This is a genomic window from Pontibacterium sp. (assembly GCF_964228735.1).
Taxonomy (GTDB): Bacteria; Pseudomonadota; Gammaproteobacteria; order Pseudomonadales; family Balneatricaceae; genus Pontibacterium.
Window position 1 is genome coordinate 44331 of sequence record NZ_CAXRBQ010000086.1, and the last position, 25951, is coordinate 70281.

The following is a 25951-nucleotide window of genomic DNA, read 5'->3' on the forward strand; positions in this document are numbered from 1 at the left end:
CGCGATTACGTTTGTAGTTACTCCTTATCTGAGGCCGTTTGCTCGGTCACCATGCACTCGGTGGTAAGCATGAGGCCGGCCACGGATGCCGCGTATTGCAGTGCGCTACGGGTTACTTTGGCAGGGTCGATGATGCCGGCTTCGAGCATATCCACGAATGCATCGGACGCCGCGTTATAACCGTAGTTACCGGTACCACTGCGTACTTTATCCAGAATGACGGACGGCTCAGCGCCAGCATTCTGCGCGATCTGGCGCAACGGGGCTTCCATCGCAGTGAGTGCAATGCGGATACCGTGGTTCTGGTCGTCGTTGGCTCCGGTCAGGTCGTTGAGGCGAGAGGCCGCACGCACCAGAGCCACACCACCCCCGGCGACGATACCTTCATCCACCGCTGCACGGGTGGCATGGAGCGCGTCGTCAACACGGTCCTTCTTCTCTTTCATCTCAACTTCGGTGGCCGCACCAATCTTCAGTACGGCTACGCCACCGCTGAGTTTGGCCAGCCGCTCCTGCAACTTCTCACGGTCGTAGTCGGAGCTGGTGGACTCGATCTCCTGGCGGATGCGGTCGCAGCGGGACTTGATCGCATCGTCGCCGCCCGCACCGTCCACGATGGTGGTGGTGTCCTTGGTGATCAGCACACGCTTGGCCTGACCCAGCTGTTCCAGGGTAGCGCCTTCCAGATTCAGTCCCACCTCTTCGGCGATCACCGTGGCGCTGGTCAGGATCGCGATATCTTCCAGCATCGCCTTGCGGCGGTCGCCGAAGCCCGGTGCTTTAACGGCAGCCACTTTGACGATGCCGCGCATGTTGTTCACCACCAGGGTTGCCAGCGCTTCCCCTTCAATATCTTCGGCGATGATCAGCAATGGTTTGGCCGCTTTCGCCACCTCTTCCAGAATTGGCAGCAGGTCGCGGATGTTGCTGATCTTGCGATCAGCCAGCAGGATATACGGGTCTTCCAGCTCGACCTGGCCTTTATCCGGGTTGTTGATGAAGTACGGTGAGAGGTAGCCGCGGTCGAACTGCATACCCTCCACCACTTCCAGCTCGTTCTGCATCGACTGGCCTTCCTCAACGGTAATCACCCCGTCGCGGCCGACTTTTTCCATCGCTTCCGCGATCAGGCGGCCAATCTCATGGTCCGCGTTGGCGGAGATGGTGCCCACCTGGGCGATCTCTTCCGAGGTGGAGCAGTCCTTGGCGATATCCTGCAGCTCCTCAACCGCCGCATTCACCGCCAGGTCGATACCACGCTTCAGGTCCATCGGGTTGAGGCCAGCCGTTACCACCTTGAGGCCCTCATTAACGATCGCCTGGGCAATTACGGTTGCGGTGGTGGTGCCGTCACCGGCCGCATCGTTGGCTTTGGACGCAACCTCTTTCACCATCTGTGCGCCCATGTTTTGGAATTTATCTTCCAGTTCAATCTCTTTGGCGACCGATACGCCGTCTTTGGTGATCGTTGGCGCACCAAAGGATTTGTTGAGTACCACGTTGCGGCCTTTAGGGCCGAGGGTGACCTTTACCGCATCGGCAAGGATGTTTACACCAGCCAGCATCTGCTCGCGGGCATCATGGCTGAACTTTACGTCTTTCGCACTCATATGTTGTTAACCTCCTGAATACAAATTTACGCGTCGATAACTGCCAAAATGTCGCTTTCCTGGACGATCAGGTACTCCTTCTCGTCCTGCTTTTCGGTGTGGGCACTGAAGCCCTCTTTGAATAAAACGGTGTCGCCTACCTGGACGGCGGGTGGGCGATGCTGGCCGTTTTCGAGTAACTTACCGGCGCCGACGGCCTTCACTACTCCTCGGTTGGATTTCTTGGCGGCATTCCCGGTCAGGATAATGCCTCCTTCACTTTTGCTTTCCTCAGACAGGCGCTCAATGAGTACGCGATCATGTAGAGGGCGAACATTCATTTCATTTCACTCCATACAATAAAACACATTCACATCGTTATTACGGGCGGTATCGCCCGGCGAAAAAATAATTAAGGGCGGCCAAAAACGATTTCAAGCACTGCAATCGAAAAAAATTTCATCGCCTCATCCATGAAGGGAGAGCAGGGGCACTGGTGGGTTTTGGGGGGGCGCGCGATATTTTTTTCCAGCCACTTGAAACTTTCGCTCAAAGTACCCACTCAATATTGCGTACTCTGAACCGGTCGTCCTTTCAGCAATGCTGCACGGATTAGTGGTGCATCGTATCGGCAGGCTTTATGGGACTGACTATCAATTTCCAGTGACAGGAGATGACACATGAACTTGATGAAACGAGTAAGTGCCAGTCTGCTGATCCTCTTCAGCAGTTGCGTGTTTGCGGGGTTACCTACCCATGATAGCCAGGGCCAGCCGCTCCCTTCGTTGGCGCCGATGCTGGAGTCGGTCAATTCAGCTGTGGTGAACATATCCACCTACTCGAACCGCCAGCTCTACAACCCGCTGCTGAACGATCCTTTCTTCCGTCGTTTCTTCAATATCCCCGATGAACAGTACCGCCAACAGACCGAGCGGCGTGAACAGAGCGCAGGCTCCGGTGTGATCGTTGATGCCGGTGATGGGGTAGTGCTGACCAACTTCCATGTAATCAAGGACGCCGATGAGATTCAGGTGTCACTGATCGATGGCCGTTCTTTTAAGGCTGAGCTGCAGGGTGTGGATCCTGAGCTGGATATCGCCGTATTGAAGATCGACGCTAAAAACCTGTCCGAGGTGAAGATGACGAACTCGGAGAACCTGCGGGTGGGAGATTTTGTGGTGGCGATCGGTAACCCGTTTGGTCTGGGGCAAACCGTGACCACCGGCATTGTCAGCGCGTTGGGGCGCAGCGGTCTGGGAATCGAGGGCTATGAGAACTTTATCCAGACCGATGCCTCCATCAACCCGGGTAACTCCGGGGGCGCGCTGGTGAACCTGCGTGGTGAACTGATCGGCATCAACACCGCTATTATCTCCCGGGGCGGCGGCAACATCGGTATCGGCTTTGCCATCCCTACCAACATGGCCAAAGCCAGCATGGAGCAGATCCTGGCAGATGGCAAAGTCCGTCGTGGCCAGCTGGGTGTGGGTATCCAGGACATTACCTCCGATCTGCGTGATGCCTTTGGCCTCAAACGCGGCGAGTTTGGTGTGCTGGTGACCGGTGTCGCGGAAGATTCCCCTGCTGAAGAGGCGGGTATCGAAGCGGGCGACATCATCCTGTCGGTTGATGGTGTGCCAACCAAAAACAGCAGCCAGCTGCGCAGTCTGGTGGGTGTGAAACGGATTGGTGAGGAGGTGAAAGTCGCCCTGTTCCGGGACAGCGAGCGTATTACGCTGGATGTAAAAGTGGGTGATCCGCGCCGCATCGCTGCAATCGGTGAAGTGGGACACGAGCTATTGGCCGGCGTACGTTTCGAGAACCAGGCGGACCGTGAAGGCGTGGTTGTAACGTCCCTGGATCGGAACTCCGCCGCAGCGTTCGCCGGGTTACGTCCAGGTGATCTGATTGTGAGTGTGAATCGCCAGCGCGTGCGTGATCTGGACGATATGCAGAAAGCACTGGGCCGGGAGGCGAGTGAAGTGTTGCTGCGTGTAAACCGCGGGCGTGGCAGCTTCTTTGTCCTGCTGCGTTAATAACCGGAAGGACAGGGGGAGCATGATAATGCTCTCCCTATTCAGTTCTGGCCGGATTTTTCCTGTAGATAGCCGAGTAAGTTGTTCAGACTGGTAAGCAAGTGGTGGTCCTGGTCGGGAATCTTGATCCCCAAGCGTTTACCCAGCGCCACCATCAGGATCATAAAGTCCATGGAGTCGATATCCAGCTCTTCGCGCAAGTCTTCATCCCGATCCAGCTCCGAGGGCACCAGTTCGGGGGCGATATTCTGCAGCTCTTCAAAAACGATTACCTCAATCTGTGCGATCTCCATCGTATCTCCTCTAGTCCAGCAAGCGTTCCGGGTGCTGTAGCAGCTTGGTTACCCGGCGCAGGAATTGAGCGCCCTGGTGGCCGTCGCTGACCCGGTGATCTGCCGCCAGTGAAACGTTGACCAACAAGCGTGGGCAGACCGCGCCGTTCACCACCCAGGGCCGGGTTTGCGGACAACCGATCCCGATCAACGCCACCTGCGGTGGATAGATCACGCCAAACAGGGTTTCCACACCGCGTTCGCCCATGCTGCTGACGGTGATGGTGGCATCGGTCATCTCGGAGCTACGCAGGCCACCGCGGCGGGCGCGCAACGTGAGGTCCCGCATTCGCTGCATCAGTTCCGGAAGCGGAGCCCTGTCGACCCGGTGCAATGCGGGTGTGATCAGTCCCCAGGTGCGGATCGAGATCGCCATTCCCAGGTGGATCTCGTCGGCGGACTGAAACTGGCCGTGCTGGTAAAAGCCGTTTAGCTCTGGGCTGTCGAGCAATGCCAGTGCGATCGCCTTGTGCAGCAGGGCGGTCATCAGCAGTTGTTCGTCGGCGGGCTTGTCGTGGTTGTACTGGGTCATCCATTCCAATGCGGTTTGCAGGTCGATGGTGGTGGCGAGGTAGTAGTGGGGAATTTCCCGCTTGGAGCGCACCATGGCGGCGGCGATGGCCCGACGCATCATCTCTTTTTCATCACCCGGTACCGGGGTGTTGACTTCAGGCCGGTGTGGAATCGGAGTGGGCAGGTCAGCGGCCAAAATTGCGCCATCGGGACCGCTGCCACTGAGGCCCCTCAGATCGATACCCCTTACCTGTGCTTGTTTCCGGGCCAGGGGCGACGCTTTGGGACGTGTACTTATCACTGAATCAGTTGAGGGCGCTTCCGCTTTATCATCGCTAAGGGTGGCAATCGGCGTACCCACCGGGACACGGCTACCGGGTTCAACCAGCAGTTCATGGACGGTACCGGTCTGGAAGGTCTCCATATCGATGGCGCCCTTGTTGGTCTCGATCACTGCGATGATGTCGCCTTTCTGAATCCGGTCGCCGGGTTTGATACGCCACTCGCTGACAACGCCGCTCTCCATATCCGCGCCAAAGGAGGGCATGGTCAGTTCGTTCATACCACCCCCAGAATCTGTTTGGCGCTACGCACGATCTCGCTGCGCTGGGGCAGTGCGGCATCTTCCAGGTGTTTCGGGTAGGGGATTGGCACCTCCTGGCTGCAGACCCGGCCTACCGGCGCATCCAGTTCCCAGAAGGCCTGCTCCATGATGATGGCGCTGACCTCGCCGGCCAGTGAGCCGGTGCGCCAGCCTTCGTCGATGATCAGGGCACGGTGGGTTTTACTGACACTGCGCACAATGCTTTCTGTATCCAGTGGGCGTAGGCTACGCAGATCCAGTACTTCGACACTGATACCCGCGTGGGAGAGTTCTTCAGCCGCGGCCAATACCTTCGGCAGAGAGCCGCCGTAGGTGATCAGGCTAAGGTCGCTGCCTTCGCGGCGGACAAGTGCCTGCTCCATCGGTGGACACTGGTCTGCGGCGGGGACCGGTTCCTCGTTGTTGTAGAGCATCACATGCTCGAAAATCACCACCGGATCGGGGTCATCCAGCGCCATCTGCAACATATAGCGGGCATCGGCAACAGTGGCGGGAGCCAGCACCTTGAGCCCGGGCACATGGGCGTACCAGCACTCCAGACTGTGGGAGTGCTGTGCCGCCAGCTGGCGACCGGCGCCGCTGGCCATGCGGATCACCAGGGGCACGCTGAACTGCCCGCCAGACATATGGCGGATGGTGGCGGCGTTATTCACGATCTGGTCGAGGGCGAGCAGGCTGAAGTTAACGGTCATTACCTCAACAATTGGACGCATACCACCCAAGGCGGCGCCCACACCCGCGCCAACAAAGCCGGATTCTGAAAGGGGCGTATCGCGGATACGTTCGTCGCTAAATTCACTGAGCAGCCCCTTGGACACGCCGTAACAGCCACCGTAGTGACCAACGTCTTCACCCATCAGGAAAACGCGGGGATCCTCATTCATTGCCTCGCGCAAGGCCTGCCGGATCGCCTCGCGGTAACTCATGGTGCTGTTGTCAGTCATGCCGCACCTTCCGATCTGCTGGCGGTGTATACGTCTGAGGTCAACGTATCCACGGATTCGAACTCGCCCCGTTCAGCGGCTGCCACCGCTTCGCTGAGCTCCAGCTCCACCTGGCGTTCGAGGCTGCCGAGTTCTTCGTCACCCAGCTGGTGGTAGTCCCGCAGCCACTGCACCAGCTGCACGATGGGGCCTTTCTGTTGCCAGCTTTCCACCTCCGCCTTGTCGCGGTAGAGCTGGCTGTCGAACATGGAGTGGGCGCGGAAGCGGTAGGTACGGCACTCCAGAAAGCGTGGTAAACCGTCGGCCCGGATACCGTCGCAGGCCCGTTGGGCGGCCTGTTCAACCTCCACCACGTTCATGCCGTCGACCGCCTCTGACTTGATGTTGTAGCCGGCCGCCTTCTGGTGAATATCCTGCTCGGATTCGGAAATCTTGAGGGCTGTACCCATGGCATAGAGGTTGTTTTCGCAGACAAACAGCACCGGTAACTGCCAGAGCGCAGCCAGATTGAGGCTTTCGTGAAACTCACCCTCAGCGACGGCGCCTTCACCAAAAAAGCAGGCGGTAACCCGCTTGCGGTTTTGCAGCTTGTCGGCCAGCGCCAGTCCCACCGCCAGTGGCAGGCCTCCGGCAACGATAGCGTTACCACCGTAGAAACGGGTATCCGCGTCAAACAGGTGCATGGAACCCCCGCGACCCCGACTGCAGCCATTGAGCTTGCCGTACATTTCGGCCATCACTGCGGCCATGGAGACGCCACGGGCCAGGGCATGGCCATGTTCGCGGTAGGTACAGATCAGGGCATCGTCCTTCGTCAACGCTTCGTTGCAGCCGACTGCGATCGCCTCCTCACCGATATAGAGATGGAGGAACCCACGGATCTTCTCCAGGGTGTAAAGCTCGGCGCATTTCTCCTCGAAACGGCGGATGCGGATCATGCCGTGCAGCAACTCTAGGAGGTGGCTGCGTCGGACATGAGGTTTGTCATTTGCGGGCGCCATGTTCATCACTCTCCAGGGTTGAGGTGTCCCCTTCGGGTAAACCCAACTCCCGCGCTTTCAGCAAACGGCGCATGATCTTGCCACTGCGGGTTTTAGGCAGGTTGTCGCGAAAATCGATCTCTTTGGGCGCGATGGAGGCGCCCAAGTGTTTGCGGGCATGGCCCAGTAGCTCTTTGCGTAATTGTTCGTCGGCGGCGTAGCCCTCCTTGAGTGCCACATAAGCTTTTACCATCTCACCCACCACCTGATCGGGGATGCCGATCACGGCGGCTTCAGCCACCGCCGGGTGTTCCAGCAATGCACTTTCCACTTCGAAGGGGCCAACCAGATGGCCGGCGGACTTGATGACATCATCAGCGCGGCCGACGAACCAGTAGTACCCTTTTGCATCACGGTAGGCGAGGTCACCGCTCAGGTACCAACCGTCCTTGAAGCAGGAGAGGTAGCGTTCCTCGGCATTAAGGTAGGCGCGGAACATGGAGGGCCAACCACACTTCAGTGCCAGTTCGCCGATATCCTTCTCTTCATCGGTAAAGACCAGATTACCGTCGGGCATCCGGTGCACGATGGCCACCTCGATGCCTGGCAGCGGCAGCCCCATGGAGCCCGGCTGGATCGGCTCCGAGGCGAAGTTGGCCAGCATGATGCCGCCGGTTTCGGTCTGCCACCAGTTGTCGTGGAAGGGCAGTCCAAGTACCCGTTCACCCCAGTGGATCGCTTCCGGGTTGAGCGGTTCACCCACGCTGGCCATAAAGCGCAGATGGGAGAGGTCATACTGGGCGGGCAGGTCATCCCCGGCTTTCATCAGCATTCGGATGGCGGTGGGCGCGGTATACCAGACACTGACCTGTTCCTGCTGCAGGATCTGATACCAGCGATCGGCATCAAATTCCGCTTCATCGATCACCATGGTCACGCCGCAACAGAGGGGGGCGATCACGCCGTAGGAGGTGCCGGTGACCCAGCCCGGATCAGCGGTACACCAGTAGGTGTCTTCCTGATGCAGATCCAGTGCGTAACGGGCGGAGATGATGTGGTAGACCACCGCCTGGTGGGCATGCACCGCGCCTTTCGGAGTGCCGGTGGTGCCGCTGGTAAAGTGCAGCAGCGCCATATCCTCCGGCTGAGTAGGTTCGACTGGGCACTGGGGATCACCGCTAGCGAGCAGTTTTTCCAGGTCACGGCAGCCCTCGGGCAGCTTGTCGGAGGTGTCCATCAGCAGGACGTGTTTCAGATCCGGCATCTTATCCCGCCAGGGCATCACTTTTTTACGATACAGTTTCTCGGTGGTGACCAGCACGCGGGCGTCACCGATGGTCATTCGCGAGCGGATCGGTTCGGGGCCGAAGGCGGAGAACAGGGGGGAGAACACGGAGCCGTTTTTCAGGCTGCCCAGCAGGGCGATATACAGACCGGGCACACGGCCCGCCAGGCCAAACACCCGGTCCCCTTTGCGTACGCCCAGCATCTGCAGGACCGATGCGAAGCGGCTGGTCTGTTCGGCCAGGTCGGCGTAGCTAAGCTCCTGCGGTGCACCGGTTTTGGGTAACCAGCGGATTGCGGTTTTTTGTCCCCGTTCGTGCACAAGATGGCGATCAACCGCCTCATAGGCGATATTGACGACGCCATCGGGGAGGCCATCGATACAGATACCAACGTCTTGCCAGCGAAAATTCTTATAGGTGTCGGCGTACCGGGTCAGGTTGGGCGTGACGCCAGCGTACCGTTCTTCTTTTAGGTTGGTTGCGAGGTGCATATCAGGAACCTGCTCAAAAAACCAAAACGTCACTTTCGAGCATAGTTCACTGACTTATACCTGCAAATTATAGGGGTATTTGTGTGCGGACGGTTTTAGCGCCGTTCAGAAATAAAGGCGCCAGCGCAGGGTCAGGCTGTTGGGAATATGGCCGAACTCGGAGCGAGGCTGATCCGATGCAGCCAAGCCCCGTCCACTGGTCAGCAAGGCTGACAACAACAGATCCGATTCGTCACTGAGGGAGTAGAGCAGCGTAAACTGGTGCAGGCTGGAGAGGTGGCGTTCGTTGTCTGCATCCCTGAGTGGACTGAGCAGCAGGGTATAACTGCCGCGCAGCAGCGGTGTCAGGTCGTCACTCAATCCCAGCCCCAGGACCTGCCGACCGAGTTGCTGTTGCAGGCCGGATTGCACCAGGAATGAATCGGCTACTTCTGTTAAGCCCATTTCGTCACTGCTACCCAGGTCGTTTTGGTGCCACTCCAGATTCAGCAGGGTGCCGTTGTCGAACTGGTAGTCCAGCCCGGCGATCCAGAACAGGCCGTCTTCGCGCCCATCGGCTTGATCATAATAGATGCCCTCCACACGCCAGCCGATGCCTGACCACTCGCTCTCAAATGACGCCCCAACGACCCGGTTATCCACAACCTCACCCGCCAGTAGTGCCAGCTCCGAGCGCTCGCCGGCAGGCTGGCGGTAATACAGGGCGGCACTGTTGCCGAAGCGGGGTTCATCCTGCGGTGCCAGGGCATAGACCAGGCTGAGCGAGGAGAAGGTGGTGGGGTACCAGTCGTAGATCAGGCTGTCGATTCCGGCTTTGAAGTCGGTATCCAGATCAGTGGGGGCAAAGGCGCCAAACACGTTGAGCGGTTGCCAGAAACGGCCGCTGCCCCAGTCCACCGGCTGACGGCCGATACTGAGGCTGCTATTGGAAAAACGCCGTTGGTAGTGCAGGCGGTCGAGCTCGAAACGTACCCGTGCCTGATGGTTATCTCCGCTATGGGCGAACGCCTCGCCCGCCAGTTCCCGGTAGCGAAACAGGTCGCTGGGGCTGCTGTTTTCAATCGCAAAGCCGTTGGTTTGCAGGCGGCTACTGCGCAGGTGGATCGACCACTCACTGTTGGGCATAAAGTCCTGCAGCATCAGACGCAGGCTCTGTTGGTTGGCGCTGAGGCTGTTGCGGTTTACCTGTGCACCATCGGCTGTGTCGCTGACCAATCCCAGCAGGGAGATGCGCCCGGTGAGCTCCGCCGCCATCAGGTTCAGTGGGCAGAGCAGCAGTGCGAGCACGGCAAAACTACAGCTCCGCTTCATGGGGCTGTTCCCTTGCCTGGTCGCTGACAATACGGCCGTCACGCAGGGTGATAATCCGCTCGGCCCGTTCCATCACCCGTGGGTCGTGGGTGGAGAAGATAAAGGTGGTCTGCTCCTCGTGGCTCAGGCGGTGCATGATGTCCAACAGGGCGGTGGCGTTCTCCGAATCCAGGTTAGCGGTGGGTTCGTCGGCCAGCACCAGGCGGGGACCGGCGGCGAGTGCTCGTGCCACGGCCACGCGTTGTTGCTGGCCACCGCTCAGGGCGGAGGGACGGCGGTCCATCACCTCTTCCAGGCCGACCAGTGACAGGTAATGTTGCGCCCGTTCCCGGCGCTCGTCGGCGGAGCGGCCTTGCAGCACCATGATCAGCTCTACATTTTCCAGGGCGCTCAACACCGGCACCAGGTTGTAGGCCTGGAAGATAAAGCCAAGCTGGAACAGACGGAAGTCGGCCAGGGCGCGATCATTCAGCTGGGTGATATCGGTGTTGTTGAGTCGGGCACAACCCGTGCTCGGGCTGTCCAGGCCGCCAATGATATTCAGCAGGGTGGTTTTACCCGATCCGGAGGGGCCTACCAGGGCAGCAAATTCTCCCGCTTCAACCTGCAGGTCGATATCCTGTAGTGCCTGCACCTCAATCTCGCCCTGGCGATAACACTTGCCGATCCCATCCAGTGCCAACAATGCCATTTCAATATTCCTTTCTGAACGTTCTGAAAGCCATCATGTGCGCAGCGCCTCCACCGGTGTTACCCGTGCGGCCTTGATAGCAGGATAGATGCCGCTGGCCAGGGTGGTGAGAAAAATGATGAGGGTGAGTTGCCCGATGCGGGACCATGACAGCTCGGTATATACCACCGGATCGATAAAGGTGCCCATGATCTGAGTGCCTTCGTTCATCACCGCACTGAGGTCGATGCCGTTGTGGGCAAACCAGAGATGGGCCAGGCCGCCGATCAGCCAACCCGCCGCGACTGCCAGAATGCTCAGCAACAGGGATTCACAGAACACCAGCAGCAACAGGTGAACGCGGCTCAGTCCCAACGCCCGCAGCAAACCGAACTCGCGGGTACGCTCAAGTACACTCATTAACACGGTGTTGATGATGCCAAACCCCACCATGATCAGGATCAGCATGAGGAAGATGTAGTTGCCCGCATCGTCCACCACGATGAACTGCACCAGCTGTGGCATCATCTCCTGCCAGTCCAGCACGACGGTATCTTCGTTGCTGACCGCTGTGGATAAACTGGTTTTCCACCGGGGCAGTTGGTCGGGATCGTCCAGAAAAATGGCAAAACGGGTTAGCGGTGTCCGGGCTGGATCGGCCCCTTCGCCGGTCAGGAAATGACGGGCAAAACCGAGGTTGCTCAGTATCAGGAAGTCATCCAGCTCGGCCATACCGGAATTGAAAATACCGCGTACCCGGCCCAGTTGCGCCTGGGAATCGCCGCCCTGTTTGCCTGCCATCAGCACTATTTTGCTGCCCACCCGGGCCTTGAGCTTGCTGGCCATGCCGCCGCCGATCAGGATGCCACGTTCATCCATGGGCTCAAGCCAGTCACCCTGTACCAGCCGCGGCTTTAGGATTGGGATGCGTTGGTCTGCCTGCATATCCATCCCCTGCAGGCTGGCGCCCACCGCATTGTGGGCAGTGCTGGCGAGTACCTGCAGGGCGATGCGTGGATCGACGCTGCCTGTGATCTTCAAGTTGGCGAGCTGTTGTGTAAGCGCTTTACCGTCGCCGAGGAATTTGTGGTTGGCAGGTGCAGCCAGGTAATCGGAAGGTTGCACCGTCAGGTGGCCCTCGCCCATGCGGATGGCGTTGCGGATCATCGAGTTATGGCTGCCGTCGCCCAGACCGATGGAGATTACCGCCAGCCCAAAGCCAACAGCGATGGAGCAAAGGGTAATCAGGGTGCGGCGGCGATGACGCCAAAGGTTGCGCCAGGCCAGTTGTAGCAAAAGTGTGAGGGCGATCCGTGCCTGCGGTGGTGGTGTCTGAGCTGAGGCCGAATGGTTCATCGCATCACCTCGGCCGGTTTCAGGCGCACCATGCGCCAAGCGGGGATCAGTGCCGTCAGCAGGCTGATGACAAGCATCAACAGGCAGGCCTGCAGGATATGCTGGGGGAGCAGATACACCTCCATCACCGGCTCAAACACCATGCCCGCCCAGTCGTAGCCGTCGGGCATATAGTGGCTCAGATCGATACCCCGTTCTTCCAGATACTTCGTAATCAGGCTGCCCAGCAGGGAACCGACCAGGGCGGAGACCAGCGCCAGAAAGAAGGACTCCAGTAACACCATCAGCAGCAGAATGCGCCGTTGCATACCAATCGCCAGCAAGATGCCGAACTCGTGGGTGCGTTCATGCACCGCCATCAACATGGTGTTCAGCATACCCATCGAGGCGAGGCTGATCACGATCAGGCCCACAAACAGCATCATCGACCGGCTCAGCTCCAGCATTTCGGCAACCGCAGGGTTCAGCTGGCGCCAGTTGCGGATGACCGGGTCGCCGCCCAGTGCATCCAGTGGCTGGTTGGTGCTGATCTGCTGCAGGCGCCCCTGCAGTGTGGTCTGTACCGGGGCCAGTTGGTTGGGATCGTCCAGCCGGATCGCCAGTTCGTGAAAGCCGTTGTCGAGGTACATCAGTGACTGAAAGGCTGCAATCGACATCAGGACGCCGCTACGGTCAAAGTTGGGTTCCAGTGGTTTCAGGATGGCCGCGATGCGGAACAGGGCATTGCCGATACTGCCGTCGGCGGCTTGGGTCACCAGGATCAACTCGCTGCCGATCGTCAGGCTCATGTTCCTGGCCAACTGGTGGCCGATCACCAGGTTAAAGCGAGGCAGACCGGAGCTGGTGGGTGTGGCGAGTGCCAGGTTCAATTCACCCTGACGAATATGGTCCAGGATTCGAGTGACCTGTGTTTCCCGCTGAGGATCAACCGCCTGGATCATCACCCCGGTGGAGCTGGCCTCCGAACTGGCGAGCCCCGCCGCGTAGAGGCGCGGGGCAAAGCGGAGTGTGGGAAAGCGCTGTTCCAGTTCACTAAGATAAGGCCAGGGCAGGGTGGCGTACAGGTCCCGGTCGTCGATAAACGCCTGGCGTTGCAGTTGCAGGTGACCGGTGGAGATCTCGGTAGCATGACGCTGCATCTGCCGATTCATCCCCTCCAGAAAACCGGCATAGAGAATGATCATCACTAGACCGCCTGCCAGGGCTGAGATGGTCAGCAGGCTGCGGATAGGGTTACGCCATAGATTGCGCCAGGCCATAAAGAGCAGCATGGGCAGGTGGGCGCGGCGGGCTTGTTCCACCATGGCGTTACCTGAGGCGCTGCAGGTTCTGCAGTGAGAAGAACGCCGGTTCCAGCGGCACGCCGAACTTGATGCTGTTGTAGGTGATCACCGTGGATTCGTTGGGTTTGTCTTCGGGCTGCAGGGTGAGGCGCATCGGGATCACTCGCTCATCCAGGGTCATAAACTGGTCAAAGGTCAGGGTGCGTACCAACAGGCCCTCTTCGTCAAAATAGAGCGCCTCCATGGGGGCGAGGCTGGACTGCTCGACCCGCATCACCACCTTACCCCAGACCACCGGTGCGTTCTCTCGTGGGATGGAGGTGATCTCATAGATCATCAAGCCGTCGCGTTGGCCCTCGAAGCTGATGTGTGAATCATAGTCGTCGGCGAAAGTGCTCTCGCGGATCAGGTCGTCGTTGGTGAAGTGGCTGCCCATCCAGGAGCCGGACATCATGCTGGAGGGGATCTTGGTCACCCGGTTGATCTTGGGCAGGTAGTTCCAGATGTTGGCTTCCACCTTGAGGGTGGCGATACCCCGATCCTTGACCGGATTGCGGATCAGGACCAGTGAGTGTTCCTTGCCGTAGCTCCAGGCCTCCATGGTCATGGTGCGTTGATAGCGCTGGGTTTTGACCTGCATCTCCATCTCGGCCTGAGAAGTTTCGCCGCGCCAGAGCTTGTCGATGTGGTCGATCAGGGCGTTGATATCGGTGGCCCAGGACGTGGGGCTGATGAATATCAGAAACAGAAGCAACGTCATCCGTGGCACCCGACGGGGCCGGTAACTGGAACGGATCTCTGACCTTGGATAATCCATAGAACCTCCCTGGCGGTACGCAACTAAGTGTAGCAGCCGCATATGGGCGGCGTATTGTTCGGAAAATCCGATCTATCAGAGCCTATAAATCGTTTTGTGCCGTTGGGGCAGGCTCCCTAGACTCATCCCTATAGGGTGAAAGCAACGGGGTGTCGAGCATGATAAAAGGCCACTCCATAATTCTGACAACGGTATTGCTGGCCGGGCTATGGTGGCTGTTGACGGGCGGTCAGCCTGAGTCCTGGTTGATTGGTATACCAGCCATTTTCTTCGCCAGTTGGGTACTCTGGCTGATGCCGGCGGATCGAGGCCGTGCCATCTCCTTAATCGCAGTTTTGCGTTTTCTCCCGCTCTTTGTGTACGAATCTCTGCGTGGTGGTGTGGCTGTAGCGCGTCGGGTGTTGGTGCCGACAGTCAACGTTCGCGCTGAGATGGTGCGCTATCACACCTGTCTGCAAGGCACGACTGCGCGCGTGTTTTTTGTTATCTGCATCAACCTGTTACCCGGCACACTGGTCGCCGAGATGAGCGGTGCGAACTTGCGTATACATCTGCTCAATGCCGATTCGGATGCGCTGGAGGAGGTGCGCACTCTGGAACAGATTGTCGCGCGTATCTTCCGCGAGACCTGCCGGGTCGAGAAGGTCTCATGAGCATCTCAACGCTCGCCGTTCTGGCGCTGAATATCTTGCTGGCTGCCGTGATCATCGGACTGCTGAGGGCGTTTTGGGGCGCTTCGCTGGAAGATCGCATGCTGTCGGTGCTGCTGATCGGCACAGGTGGTGTCGCTATCACACTGCTGCTCTCATTTGCACTGGCGGCGCCAGCCTTACTGGACGTCGCGCTGGTCATGGCGTTGCTGGCAGCAGTCGCGGTGATCGCCCTGACCAAGGGGGATGCCAGTGATGATTGAGAGTATTGGCTGGGGCCTGGTGTTTGTTGGCATCGGCTTTATTGCTGCAGGTAGCGTAGGACTGGTGCGTTTGCCGGACCTCTATTGTCGTCTGCATGCGCTGACCAAAGCCGACAACCTCGGGCTGGGTTGTATCTGCAGCGGACTGGCACTGCTGTTTGGGCAATGGATCATTGCCATCAAGTTGCTGCTGATCTGGTTACTGGTGCTGCTTACCAGTGCCGCTGTGGCCCACTTCATTGCCCGCCACGTGTTGGATAAGGAGCGGCGCAAATGAACATGCTGTTGTGGAATCTGTTCGATTGCGTGTTGGCTCTGCTGGCTCTTGTATTGGGCTGGCGTGTGGTCAGTAGCCACGATCTTAAGCGTGCTGTGGTGCTGTTTATCGCCTTTGGGTTGTTAATGTCGCTGATCTGGGCGCGTCTTGCGGCTCCCGATCTGGCGCTGGCTGAAGCGGCCATCGGGGCCGGTCTGACGGGTGCCTTACTGTTGTCAGCCCTGCGCCAGCAACCCGCCAGCAGTGAATCCCCGGTAAGGTCCTTGATGGATGTGTACGGGTCCCTGGTGCTGGTTTTGGTGTTAGGGGGCGTGATGGCATGGGCGCTGTTTGCGGCGCCCGGTATGGTGCAGGGCAGTTCATCGAATAATCCGATCTATCTGCAGCTTGAACAGAGCGGCGTCAGCAACCCGGTGACTGCAGTTCTCCTGAACTTCCGAGCGTATGACACCTTGCTGGAAATAGCGGTGCTGTTTTGTGTCGCCATTGGCGTGCTTGCTTTCGGTCGCGAACGTCAGCACGTGATGCCTGCAGGGCCCTTGCTCGGTGTTCTGATGCGCGTGCTGGTACCGTTACTCGTGGTCATGTCGAGTTACCTGTTATGGGTCGGCGCCCATGCGCCCGGTGGCGCCTTTCAGGCGGGAGCTGTACTGGCTGCCGCTGGCATCCTGCTGCATCTGGGCGGGATGCCCACACTTGGGATGCCCGGTCCACTCAACCTGCGTTGGTTACTTATCGCCGGGCTCGCCTGCTTCCTGTTGGTGGGGCTGGCCACCATGCTGAACGGAGCGTCGTTCCTGACCTACCCACAGGCATGGACCAGCGTGTTGATTCTGTTGATTGAAACGGGGGCTGTGCTCAGCATCGCTGCCACCCTGGTCTTGGCGTACCGAGGCGGTGGGGCGCCGTTGGATCAACCTCAGGGGGAGGGCAGTCACGAGGAGCGCCTCTGATGTTATCCGCAACGTTGATTTACGGGCTCAGTGGACTGGGGCTTTTTGTGGTCGGCCTGTATGGCGCCCTGCGCCCCGAGAGCCTGTTAGCCCGTGTGCTGGCGGTGAACGTCAGCAGTGCCGGCGTTTTCCTGATGCTGGTCGCGTTGGCCTACCGTGGCAACGATCAATTGCCGGATCCACTGCCCCATGCCCTGGTGCTGACCGGTCTGGTGGTAGCGATCAGTGCTACCGCTCTGGCGTTGGTGCTTGAGCGCCGTTTGCGGGAGTGGGGCGATGACTAGTCTGCTCATCCTGCCGGTGGCGTTGCCACTGTTGATGTCTCTGCTGGCGCTGATCTGGCCCGCCCGGGTTAACCAGATCGGTGTTGCAACAGGTCTGCTGATTGTCCTTATCGGTAGCGCTATTGTCGCGCTTGTTGCCGGCAATGGGGTGCAGTCCCAGGTACTGGGTGGTTGGCAAGCGGGACTGGGGATAGCGCTGTATGCGGATGGTCTGACGGCCGTGATGCTGCTGATGAGTGCGTTGATCGGACTGGCGGCGAGCACCTTTGCCTGCCGTTACTTCGCAGGCAAGCCAACGCTGGTACAGTTCTGGCCGTTGTGGCTGCTGCTGCAAGCGGCCATCAGCGCACTGCTGTTGTCGGCCGACCTGTTTAACCTCTACGTGGCGCTGGAGCTGCTGGGACTGTCTGCAGTTGCCTTAACGGCGTTGGGCAGCGGTCGGGCAGCGCTTAAAGCTGCGGTGGATTATCTGTTGCTCGGTTTGGTGGGATCGCTGGTGTTTCTGGCCGCGGTTGTGCTGATCTATGCGCGTTACGGTACGCTCGATATGCTGTTGTTGGGGGCCATGCTGCAAGCCGAACCGATCACCTGGGTTGCGCTGGCGCTCTTTACCACGAGTTTGATGCTCAAGTGCGCGCTGTTCCCTCTGCACTTCTGGCTGCCTGCGGTGCATGCGAATGCACCGGCGCCTGTCAGTGCTGCGTTGTCCGCACTGGTGGTCAAAGTCGTTTTTTACCTGTTGCTCCGCCTCTGGGTTGACCTGTTTGCGCCGGTCATCACGCCGGCATTGGCCTCCGTGCTGGGCGTATTGGGTGCTGCAGCGATACTGTGGGGTTCGTTCTGCGCGATCCGGGCAGAGCGGCTCAAACTGCTGGCGGCCTACTCAACCATCGCCCAGTTGGGCTATCTGTTCCTCTTTTTCTCTCTGTTGGTGGTGATGCCTGAGGGTGCGCAACGTCAGTTGCTCTATGGCGCGCTGCTGTTGTTTGCCCTGACCCACGGTTTCGCCAAAAGCGCCCTGTTTCTGGCGGCAGGTGAGGTGCAGCAACGCCTGGGGCATGACCGGATTGCAGAGTTGGGCGGCTTTGCCCGGGCGTTGCCCACCACCCTGTTTGCAACGGCGTTGGCGGGGATCGCGCTGATTGGGTTGCCGCCCAGCGGCAGTTTCCTGGCCAAATGGCAGTTGATGGCGCAAGCCCTGAGTCTGGGGCATTGGTATGTGGTGCTGGTGGTGGCCCTGGGGTCGCTGCTGGCCTGTATCTATCTGTTCCGGTTATTGGGCTGTGCCTTTAGCCCCGGCCTTGATAAGGCGCCGCCGGTAGTGGAGCGCCGCGCGCAGCTGTCACCCGTGATGATGGCGCTGATCGCCACGATTGTGCTGGGCCTGGGCAGTCACCCGCTTTGGCAACTGTTGGCCGATGTCGGCGGGGGAGGTGTTTGAGCATGATGCTGAATCAATGGTTACCGCTGCTGATCCTGGCCAGTTCGCTGGTGCCCGGGTTGTTGATCTTCTACCTGAGTGAACGCAGATCCGGATTGAGAACCTGGCTGAATATGAGTGGCGCGGTGCTCAAACTGCTGCTGGTGGGTGTGATGATCTGGGGGGTATTCCATGAGCAGGTCTACGAATCCCGTTGGACCCTGGCGCCAGGTCTGGAGCTGGTGTTGCATGCCGACGCACTGAGTGTGTTGTTCGTCACCCTGTCGACGGTGTTGTGGTTGGTGACCACCGTGTATGCGATCGGATATCTGGAGCGCAGTCCCTGCCGTAGCCGCTTCTTCGGTTTCTTCTGTCTTTGCGTGACGGCAACGGTTGGGCTGGCGCTGGCGGGTAACTTGTTCACCTTCGTGCTGTTCTATGAAGCGCTCACGCTGGCGACATATCCCCTGGTGGCGCATAAGGGCACACCCGAGGCGGTGCGTGGTGCGCGCACCTATCTGGCCTATACCTTGGGCGGCGGTATGGTGTTGTTGGTTGGGACCATCTGGCTGCAAACGCTGGCGGGGCCACTCGAGTTCGCTCAGGGGGGGATTCTGGAGAGCATCCCCGGGCTGGACCCGACCACGCTACGTTGGATCTTTCTGCTGCTGATTGTCGGGCTGGGCGTGAAGGCTGCGTTGGTGCCGCTTCACGGTTGGCTGCCCCAGGCGATGGTTGCCCCGGCACCGGTCAGTGCGCTGTTGCACGCGGTGGCGGTGGTAAAAGCGGGCGCGTTTGGCATCGTGCGGGTGGTGTATGACGTCTATGGCATTGAGTTCTCCGCATCCCTTGGTCTGCTGGGGCCCTTGGGGGCGGCCGCTGCGTTGACCATCGTCTATGGATCGGTCCGGGCGTTGTCACAGGATAATCTGAAGACACGGCTGGCGTATTCAACCGTAAGCCAGGTGTCCTATATCGCGCTGGGGACGGCGATCCTCGGCCCGCTGGCGACCGTGGGTGGACTGGTGCACCTGGTGCATCAGGGGCTGATGAAGATCACACTGTTCTTTGCCGCCGGTAACTACGCCGAAACGCTCGGCATCCATCGTGTCAGCGAGATGGACGGGGTCGGGCGACGGATGCCGGGCACCACCCTGGCGTTTACGGTGGGCGCGCTGGGAATGATCGGTGTGCCACCGGTGGCCGGGTTTATCAGCAAGTGGTTCCTGGCTCTGGGGTCGGTGGAGGCCGGGGCCGCCGCTTGGGTGATCCCGGTGCTGATGATCAGCAGCCTGCTTAATGCACTCTATTTCCTGCCGATCCTCTACCGCGCCTGGTTCAAGCCGGCGCCTGAGGAGTGGCCTCTGGACAGCAGTGCAGCGGGGCCGCTGGAGACTGCCGGTGCGTTGCTCTGGCCGCCGGTGGCGACCGCAGTGCTGGCGTTGGCGGCGGGGCTGCTTGCTGCCGCGCCCTTTAGCCATCTGGAGTGGGTTCAGCTGATCGCCGCCCGGGAGTACCGATGATGAACGGGATCCTACTGCTGGCTTTGTGGTTGGTACCGTTGCTCTTGGTACCTTTGGCCATCCGTGGCAACAGTGGTGTTTGGCCAATCCTGGCTGCACTGCCGGCGCTGGTCGCGGCGCTGCTCCTGCCGGACGGAGCGCAGATTGAGATTCCGTGGTTGCTGCTTGGGGTGCAGCTGGGCCTTGATGCCCAGAGCAGGATTTTTCTGCTGATCGCTGCCCTGTTGTGGCTTGTCGCCGCCTGCTATGTGCGCGCGTGGCTGGTGGATGATCGCACGGCCCGCCGTTTTCGCCTGTTCTTCCTGCTGGCGATGAGCGGTAACTTCGGGGTGATCGTCGGCCAGGATCTGGTCAGTTTCTATCTCGGTTTTTCCGTTATGGGGCTGGCTACCTACGGCTTGGTGGTGCATGGCGGCCAACCGCAGCAACGTTGGGCGGGCAAGGTCTACCTGGCGATGACGTTGCTGGGGGAACTGGTGCTGTTTGCCGCGTTCGTTTTGATCTACCAGCGGACTGGCACTCTGGCCCCTGATATGGAACAGCTTGTCGGTGGCGGTCCGTGGGAGGTCGGTCTATTAATACTGGCGTTCGCCATCAAGGCGGGCGTGGTTGGCGTGCATTTCTGGCTCCCGCTGGCCTACGTTGCGGCTCCGGTACCCGCCACTGCAGTGATGAGTGGTGCAATGAGCAAGACGGCGCTGATCGGCTGGTTACGTTTTCTGCCCCTCGGCCAGCAAGCGATACCCGAGTGGGGGGCGGGCTTACTGATCGCGGGATCTGTTGCCGTGTTGTTGGTAATACCCGCGGGGTTGGTGCAGCGCGATCCTAAAGCGGTGCTTGCCTATTCGAGCATTGGCAAGATGGGCCTGATGGTGGCGGCGCTGGGGCTCGCGTTGCGGGAACCGACGCTGGCAGGCGGGCTGATCGCTGTCGTGGTGCTTTTTGCTGCCCATCACAGCCTTGCCAAGGGGGCGCTGTTCCTGGGCATCGGCCTGGTGAAAAATACGCTGTCACGCTGGACGCTCTGGCTGATGGTATTGCCTGCCCTGGCGTTGGCCGGCGCGCCCTTTACCAGTGGTGGACTTGCCAAAGCACAATTGAGCGAGGTGCTATCCGAAGGTGACGTTCTGTGGGGTAACGGGATGCTGTGGCTGCTCGTGGTTGCCGCTATCGGCACACCGCTGCTGATGGCGCGATTCCTCTATCTGCTGAACTGCGTGCCGCGTAATCCGATAGCTCGTTCCCGCTGGCAGCTCGTGCCCTGGCTTATACTGGTGACAATGATGCTGCTGTTGCCGCTGATAGAAGATGATCTGTCCGACTCCTTGTCTGATCCGTGGTGGTTGTTGAGTGCGTTGGTGGTCGCTGCTGTCGTCTGGTGGCGGTGTCCCGATCCGCTGGCACGTTGGGTGGGGGCAATCCCGCCGGGGGATGTGCTGGTGCCGTTGTATTGCGGTTGGCAGAAAGTGGTCGAGTTGGTGAAGGGGCGCGCGCAGGTCGCTGGTAACCGGTTATCCCGGATGTCGATCCTGAAAATGGAGCGGATTCAGTTGAAGGGTGGCCGGCTGAGGGGGCTGTTGCTGCTGGCAGGGCGTGCCGGTTTTGGCTCCCTCTGGCTGGGTGTGACCTTGATATTTTTGCTGTTGACGGTGTGGTCCTGATTAACGGAGGTAACTGTTTAGCGGAGGTAACGATGAAACGCTTTAAGAACATTCTCTATTTCGCTGATGGCGAACAGCGAATTGGAAACGCCTTTGAACGGGCGGTGAATCTGGCACGTGCCAACAATGCCCAACTCTGTGTTTTTGATGTACTGCCCAGTACCAGTTCAGTAGCGGAAATCGAACAGCGCCTGGGTCTGACTTTGAACGATGTTTTGCGTGGCATGCGTCGGGATGCACTGGCCGTACTTGTCGAACCTTATGTGGAAGATGCGAGTCAATTGAGCATCAAAGTGGCGACGGGGGCTGCGTTTGTTGAAGTGATTCGAGAGGTCATCAGTGGTGGGTTTGACCTGGTGGTGAAAGCGGCACGGGCTCCTGGTGGGCTTTCTGAACGTTTGCTGGGCAGTACGGATATGCATTTGTTGCGCAAGTGCCCCTGCCCGGTGTGGGTTGATCGTCCCAGCGGTAAAACCGCTTACCGTAGTATTCTGGCAGCGGTTGATCCCGAAAGCCCTGAAGGGCAGGACTGTGCAGCAAAGGTACTGACCCTTGCTGCCTCAATGGCGGCGCGGGAAAACGCCGAACTGACGGTGGTGCACGCCTGGCACCTGTACGGTGAATCTTCGTTGGAAAGCGGTTTTGCTAAGATTCCGAAGACGGAGCTTGATGATCTGTTGGCCGACACAGAGCGCAAACACCGCGAGATGCTGGACCAGATGATGGAAAAATGCGGACTTGCCGATGCGGGTTACACGGTGCATCTGGTCAAGGAACTGCCGGCATCCTGTATCCGGCAAATGTGCCAGCAGGTCAGCGCAGATTTGATTGTAATGGGGACCGTGGGGCGGTGTGGGATACCCGGTTTTATCATCGGCAACACCGCCGAAGAAGTGCTGCAAACGACACAAGCGTCCATACTTGCTGTGAAGCCCGACGCCTTTGTGTCTCCGGTAACGCTCTCCTAGTGAATTGACGGGATATTGATGCCGTAGCATTGCGTGGTGAAGTGAAGGTGGGCAACAAACTGTCGGGCCGGGTTTGGCAACCGGGGGTGATTGATGCACAACCTGAAACTCAACCTGAAGCACCTACGCTATTTCTGGGCCGTGGCCAGTCATGGGTCTATTGTCCGGGCGGCGCAGGCACTTTGTATTACACCTCAGACCATAAGTGGCCAGCTGCGCGAGCTTGAACATCAGGTGGGCGCCAAACTGTTCCGGCGCCATGGGCGCAATCTGGTACTGACGGAGACCGGACAGCTGGTGTTTTCCTACACCGACGAGATGTTTGAGTTGGGTGGTCAGCTGCAGGATGCGCTGGATGGCAACCGCCCGGGTTCATCATTGGCCCTTAAAGTGGGTGTGGCGATGGTGGTTCCTAAACTGCTTGCCTACAGGGTGCTGGAACCGGTGCTATCGTTGGAAAACCCGGTTCGCCTGGTGTGCAATGAGGCACCGTTGGTGGATCTGCTTGCAGAGCTGTCGGTACATAAACTGGATGCGGTGTTGGCGGATTGTGCGGTGAACCCGACCCTTAATATCCGCGCCTATAACCACCGCTTGGGTGAATCGGGTATCAGCTTTTTTGCCACCCCCGATTGTGCCGACGCGTTGGCCCCAGAGTTTCCAGGCAGCCTTGATGGCCAGGATATGCTGATGCCGACCAGTGGCAGTAGTTTACGTCGTAATCTGCAGGTGTGGTTTGATCAGAACGGGATCAAACCAGAGGTGGTGGCGGAGTTTGAGGATCGCGCGCTCATGAAAGCATTTGGCGAGCGAGGTGCGGGCCTCTTTACTTCACCGACTGCGGTAGAGAGGGATGTATTGGATAAATACCGGGTTCGGGTGATTGGCCGTACAGCGGAGATTACCGAACAGTTCTATCTGATCTCTGCTGAACGTCGGATCAAGCACCCGGCACTCAGCGTGATAACAGAGCAGGCGCGGGACCTGCTCTTATCATAGCCAGGTCCGTTGCGTCGCGGATCTGGAAGAGAGGGCGCGGGCAACCCAGGCCTCCCGCGCCCGGCCGTTTAGCTTGGCAGGAACTCCTTGCCCCAGCCGGTACCGGCGATCTTACGTTCGATCATCGACTCGATCTCGTTATCGCTGTAGCCCACGCTGGCCAGAATCTCGCGGGTGGAGTGACCAAAGGCTTCAGTCGGGGAGACCGCTTTGATCTGCGCTTCCAGTGGACGGATCGAGTAGTGGTCGATCTGGGTGATGCAGTGACCGCTTGGGTGATCCGGGTAGATGGAGAAGGCGTAGCTGCCCCGATCGGTTCCCACGGTACCATCGGCGATACGGCTGTACTGCTCGCGCAGGGTTTCGATCGCCAGCGGCTCCGCTGCAGCGATATCCGCTTCGTGCAGCACCTCGATCCAGTAGGCGGTTGGCGCCTGCTTGAATGCTGCTGTCAGGAAGGCGGCGGTGTCCTCAGCCTGCGTGATGCCCACCAGGCTTTCCACAGACGCCAGTTTATCCAGCTCGGAAGTATCAGAATCCATAAACACCCAACCATCTTCGGTGGCATAGAAGTGGGACAGGGCGTGGTTGCCCAGGGCTTCACGGCCGGATGGCTCATCAAACGCTGCACGGCCTTCGTAGTCAAAGGCAAACGGGATCTGTGCCAGGTTGGTGACCGCCGACAGGGAGGTGCGGGCACGGCTCGGCTGGCCGGTTTTCAGTTTGTGGTAGATCGCAATCGCCATACCGAGACCGGCGGAGAAACCGCAGTTTACGTCCAGCGTACCCAGGTGCGCGTGCTCTTCCGGAGTCTCCGGGCCACCAAAACGGCTCATGATGCCACTGTTAGCCTGGATGATGTCGTCGTAACCGATGTAGTTGGTTTTTGGTCCCACGCGTGGGCCACCCAGGCAGTCCAGACGGCAGAACAGCACACCCGGGTTGATCGCCTGCAGGCTTGCGTCGTCCAGACCCAGCGGTTTCATCTGGCGCTCCGGGGCGTTGATCAGTACCAGATCGACGGACTTCACCAGACGGTTGAATGCCTCACGGCCTTCGTCGGTGGTGATATCCACCAGGGCTTTCTTCTTACCCATATCGGTCTGGAAGGTGAACAGGGTGCCGATCAGCGGATCATACAGCGGGGTCACCGGATCCAGCTTGATCACCTCAGCGCCGAAACGGCTGAGGAATGCACCGGAGTGCGGACCGGCGATCACGTTGGTCAGGTCGAGGACACGCACACCGTCGAGCCAGCCTTTGCCGGACGCCGGTTGAATGGCGTCGCCCACCGGACGGGTGACGGTTTCGCTTTCGGCTGCGTCGGTCAGCAGCGTCAGGGCTTCTTCGTAGGTGACCTGCTTGCGTGGTTGTGGGGTAAGCATTGGTTCGGCCATGCCCTCCAGCCAGCAGATCGGTCCCGGCTGCTTCATCAGGCCGTACTCCGGATCGTCGACCTCGATAATCAGGCCCGCGGCGTTAGTGTGCTCGCTGTTGACCCACTCCTGGGTGGTACGGTGTGGAGCGCCCGGGATCTGACCTTCACCGAACAAAACACCCCACTCCTCGGAGGTTTTGGTCAGGAACGCCTGCTTCATCTTGGCGGAGATGATGTCCGCCCACTTCTTCGGCAGCGGGTACACACCGATGGAGGTTTCGCCATCCCATTCGGCGATTGGCTGGTGCAGGTCTTCTACATCCGGCAGGCCTTCCGCCACCAGTTCATCGTAGATACCCAGCAGTTTCAGGGCGCGCTTAGCGTGGTTGCGGTGGGACGGGCAGACACAGTAGAACTTGCGGCCGTCGGCACACTTGTAGGTGCGGTAGAACGGGTCCAGGTACTCCTGCAGATCGTCGTAGGAGAGGTCCATTGGGATGTTGTTATTGCGGCGGTACTCGATCTCATGCTCACGCATGGTTTTGTAGCGCTCCGGTAACCCGTCGATCACATAGGAGTTGTAAGACAGGCCTTCCATCAGTGCCGCAGTAATCGGGACCTCGATGTTGTCACCGCGGCCGGTTTTTTCACGCTCCAGCAGCGCCAGGACTACAGAGCTGGCGGCCAGGGAGGTGGCATAAGAGGAACCCAGCGGTAGCGGGGAGAAGCTTGGTTCGATCCCCATCAGTACGCGGTTAAAACCCATATCGGTAAACGCCCCGGAGGTGGCCGCAACAATTGCCTCAGTGGCTTTCCAGTCGCGACGCAGTTCGTCATTGCTGGCAAAACCCGGGACCGACAGGGTCACCAGCTCCGGACGTTCCTGGCGCAGCTGTTCGAAGTCGATGCCCAGGCGTTTCATTACACCCGGTCGGAAACTCTCGATCACCACATCGGCCTTGGCGATCAGGGCCAGGGCCTGCTGCAGTCCAGAGTCGGTTTTCAGGTCGATCGAGAGGCAGCTTTTATTCCGGTTGAGGATAGCGTTTGCCGGGTGGTTCCAAAGTGGACCGGTTGGCGGATCGATATGAACAACCGTGGCTCCCATATCTGCCAGTGTCATGGCTACAGCCGGGCCAGCGATCTGTTGGCCAAAATCTACAACACGCAGCCCTGCCAAAGGTAAATATTTATTATTTTTCATCGCTATTTATCCTCGAAAAATAAAGCTGTTTTCATGTTTTTGGTTTTCAAGAAAACATGTGTATCGGATTAGTTGAGAGTGTGAGCTTTGTTTTTCTGCGTTTGGCTTTTATTTCAATTAAAAGGTTTTTGCAGTGGGTCAATGGTAGGTTTTTTGTGT

Annotated in this window: 24 protein-coding genes; 11 read left to right on the forward strand and 13 right to left on the reverse strand. The window is 59.1% G+C overall.

Going from position 1 to position 25951, the window contains the following annotated elements; genetic code table 11:
• Positions 1-17 precede the first annotated feature (17 nt).
• On the reverse strand, positions 18-1610 hold the full coding sequence (gene groL, locus ACEQ15_RS09680) for a chaperonin GroEL (protein WP_370278957.1): 1593 nt from the start codon (positions 1608-1610) through the stop codon (positions 18-20).
• Positions 1611-1636: 26 nt separating this feature from the next.
• Entirely contained in the window at positions 1637-1930 is a 294-nt protein-coding gene (locus ACEQ15_RS09685) for a co-chaperone GroES (protein WP_370278958.1), read from the reverse strand.
• Positions 1931-2269: 339 nt separating this feature from the next.
• Here ACEQ15_RS09685 and ACEQ15_RS09690 point away from each other — a divergent pair, with 339 nt between their 5' ends.
• Positions 2270-3625, forward strand: coding sequence for a DegQ family serine endoprotease (locus ACEQ15_RS09690; protein ID WP_370278959.1), 1356 nt, complete (start codon positions 2270-2272; stop codon positions 3623-3625).
• Between the two features lie 41 nt (positions 3626-3666).
• On the opposite strand, the gene ACEQ15_RS09695 is transcribed toward ACEQ15_RS09690, so the two are convergent.
• The 10 genes from ACEQ15_RS09695 to ACEQ15_RS09740 form a co-directional block, all read right to left on the reverse strand.
• Entirely contained in the window at positions 3667-3918 is a 252-nt protein-coding gene (locus tag ACEQ15_RS09695; RefSeq protein ID WP_370278960.1) for an acyl carrier protein, read from the reverse strand.
• A 10-nt stretch (positions 3919-3928) separates the two neighbouring features.
• Positions 3929-5032, reverse strand: coding sequence for a dihydrolipoamide acetyltransferase family protein (locus ACEQ15_RS09700; RefSeq protein WP_370278961.1), 1104 nt, complete (start codon positions 5030-5032; stop codon positions 3929-3931).
• Entirely contained in the window at positions 5029-6018 is a 990-nt protein-coding gene (locus ACEQ15_RS09705; protein WP_370278963.1) for an alpha-ketoacid dehydrogenase subunit beta, read from the reverse strand. The genes ACEQ15_RS09700 and ACEQ15_RS09705 overlap by 4 nt, the downstream gene beginning before the upstream one ends.
• Positions 6015-7019 carry a pyruvate dehydrogenase (acetyl-transferring) E1 component subunit alpha gene (gene pdhA, locus ACEQ15_RS09710; protein WP_370278964.1) on the reverse strand — a complete coding sequence of 335 codons (1005 nt, stop codon included), beginning with the start codon at positions 7017-7019 and terminating at the stop codon, positions 6015-6017. Before pdhA ends, ACEQ15_RS09705 begins: the two co-directional genes overlap by 4 nt.
• Entirely contained in the window at positions 7003-8775 is a 1773-nt protein-coding gene (gene acsA / locus ACEQ15_RS09715; protein ID WP_370278966.1) for an acetate--CoA ligase, read from the reverse strand. Before acsA ends, pdhA begins: the two co-directional genes overlap by 17 nt.
• A gap of 105 nt (positions 8776-8880) precedes the next feature.
• Entirely contained in the window at positions 8881-10086 is a 1206-nt protein-coding gene (locus ACEQ15_RS09720) for a hypothetical protein (RefSeq protein WP_370278968.1), read from the reverse strand.
• Complete coding sequence (locus ACEQ15_RS09725; protein WP_370278969.1) at positions 10070-10777, reverse strand: ABC transporter ATP-binding protein; 708 nt, start codon at positions 10775-10777, stop codon at positions 10070-10072. Before ACEQ15_RS09725 ends, ACEQ15_RS09720 begins: the two co-directional genes overlap by 17 nt.
• Positions 10778-10810: 33 nt before the next feature.
• On the reverse strand, positions 10811-12112 hold the full coding sequence (locus tag ACEQ15_RS09730) for an ABC transporter permease (RefSeq protein WP_370278970.1): 1302 nt from the start codon (positions 12110-12112) through the stop codon (positions 10811-10813).
• Complete coding sequence (locus ACEQ15_RS09735; protein ID WP_370278971.1) at positions 12109-13416, reverse strand: ABC transporter permease; 1308 nt, start codon at positions 13414-13416, stop codon at positions 12109-12111. Before ACEQ15_RS09735 ends, ACEQ15_RS09730 begins: the two co-directional genes overlap by 4 nt.
• Before the next feature lie 4 nt (positions 13417-13420).
• Entirely contained in the window at positions 13421-14212 is a 792-nt protein-coding gene (locus tag ACEQ15_RS09740; RefSeq protein ID WP_370278972.1) for an outer membrane lipoprotein-sorting protein, read from the reverse strand.
• A 158-nt stretch (positions 14213-14370) separates the two neighbouring features.
• Between ACEQ15_RS09740 and ACEQ15_RS09745 the strand changes: the two genes are divergently transcribed.
• From ACEQ15_RS09745 to nhaR, 10 genes are all read left to right on the forward strand, one after another.
• Complete coding sequence (locus ACEQ15_RS09745; protein ID WP_370278973.1) at positions 14371-14865, forward strand: Na+/H+ antiporter subunit E; 495 nt, start codon at positions 14371-14373, stop codon at positions 14863-14865.
• Entirely contained in the window at positions 14862-15125 is a 264-nt protein-coding gene (locus tag ACEQ15_RS09750; protein WP_370278974.1) for a monovalent cation/H+ antiporter complex subunit F, read from the forward strand. The genes ACEQ15_RS09745 and ACEQ15_RS09750 overlap by 4 nt, the downstream gene beginning before the upstream one ends.
• Entirely contained in the window at positions 15118-15402 is a 285-nt protein-coding gene (gene mnhG / locus ACEQ15_RS09755) for a monovalent cation/H(+) antiporter subunit G (RefSeq protein ID WP_370278975.1), read from the forward strand. Before ACEQ15_RS09750 ends, mnhG begins: the two co-directional genes overlap by 8 nt.
• Positions 15399-16355: a hydrogen gas-evolving membrane-bound hydrogenase subunit E gene (gene mbhE / locus ACEQ15_RS09760; protein WP_370278976.1), complete on the forward strand. Its 957-nt coding sequence runs from the start codon at positions 15399-15401 to the stop codon at positions 16353-16355. The genes mnhG and mbhE overlap by 4 nt, the downstream gene beginning before the upstream one ends.
• On the forward strand, positions 16355-16639 hold the full coding sequence (locus tag ACEQ15_RS09765; RefSeq protein ID WP_370278977.1) for an NADH-quinone oxidoreductase subunit K: 285 nt from the start codon (positions 16355-16357) through the stop codon (positions 16637-16639). Before mbhE ends, ACEQ15_RS09765 begins: the two co-directional genes overlap by 1 nt.
• Positions 16632-18080 (forward strand): complex I subunit 5 family protein, encoded by a 1449-nt coding sequence (locus ACEQ15_RS09770; RefSeq protein WP_370278978.1) that lies wholly within the window; start codon positions 16632-16634, stop codon positions 18078-18080. The genes ACEQ15_RS09765 and ACEQ15_RS09770 overlap by 8 nt, the downstream gene beginning before the upstream one ends.
• Positions 18081-18082: 2 nt before the next feature.
• The gene (locus ACEQ15_RS09775) at positions 18083-19582 is read left to right on the forward strand and encodes a complex I subunit 5 family protein (RefSeq protein ID WP_370278979.1); all 1500 of its coding nucleotides are present in this window, start codon (positions 18083-18085) and stop codon (positions 19580-19582) included.
• On the forward strand, positions 19579-21243 hold the full coding sequence (locus ACEQ15_RS09780; RefSeq protein ID WP_370278980.1) for a complex I subunit 5 family protein: 1665 nt from the start codon (positions 19579-19581) through the stop codon (positions 21241-21243). The genes ACEQ15_RS09775 and ACEQ15_RS09780 overlap by 4 nt, the downstream gene beginning before the upstream one ends.
• Positions 21244-21275: 32 nt before the next feature.
• On the forward strand, positions 21276-22211 hold the full coding sequence (locus ACEQ15_RS09785; protein WP_370278981.1) for a universal stress protein: 936 nt from the start codon (positions 21276-21278) through the stop codon (positions 22209-22211).
• 93 nt (positions 22212-22304) lie between these two features.
• Positions 22305-23210, forward strand: coding sequence for a transcriptional activator NhaR (gene nhaR / locus ACEQ15_RS09790; RefSeq protein ID WP_370278982.1), 906 nt, complete (start codon positions 22305-22307; stop codon positions 23208-23210).
• A 68-nt stretch (positions 23211-23278) separates the two neighbouring features.
• On the opposite strand, the gene ACEQ15_RS09795 is transcribed toward nhaR, so the two are convergent.
• Positions 23279-25792, reverse strand: coding sequence for a CoA transferase (locus tag ACEQ15_RS09795; RefSeq protein WP_370278983.1), 2514 nt, complete (start codon positions 25790-25792; stop codon positions 23279-23281).
• Positions 25793-25951: the final 159 nt, after the last annotated feature.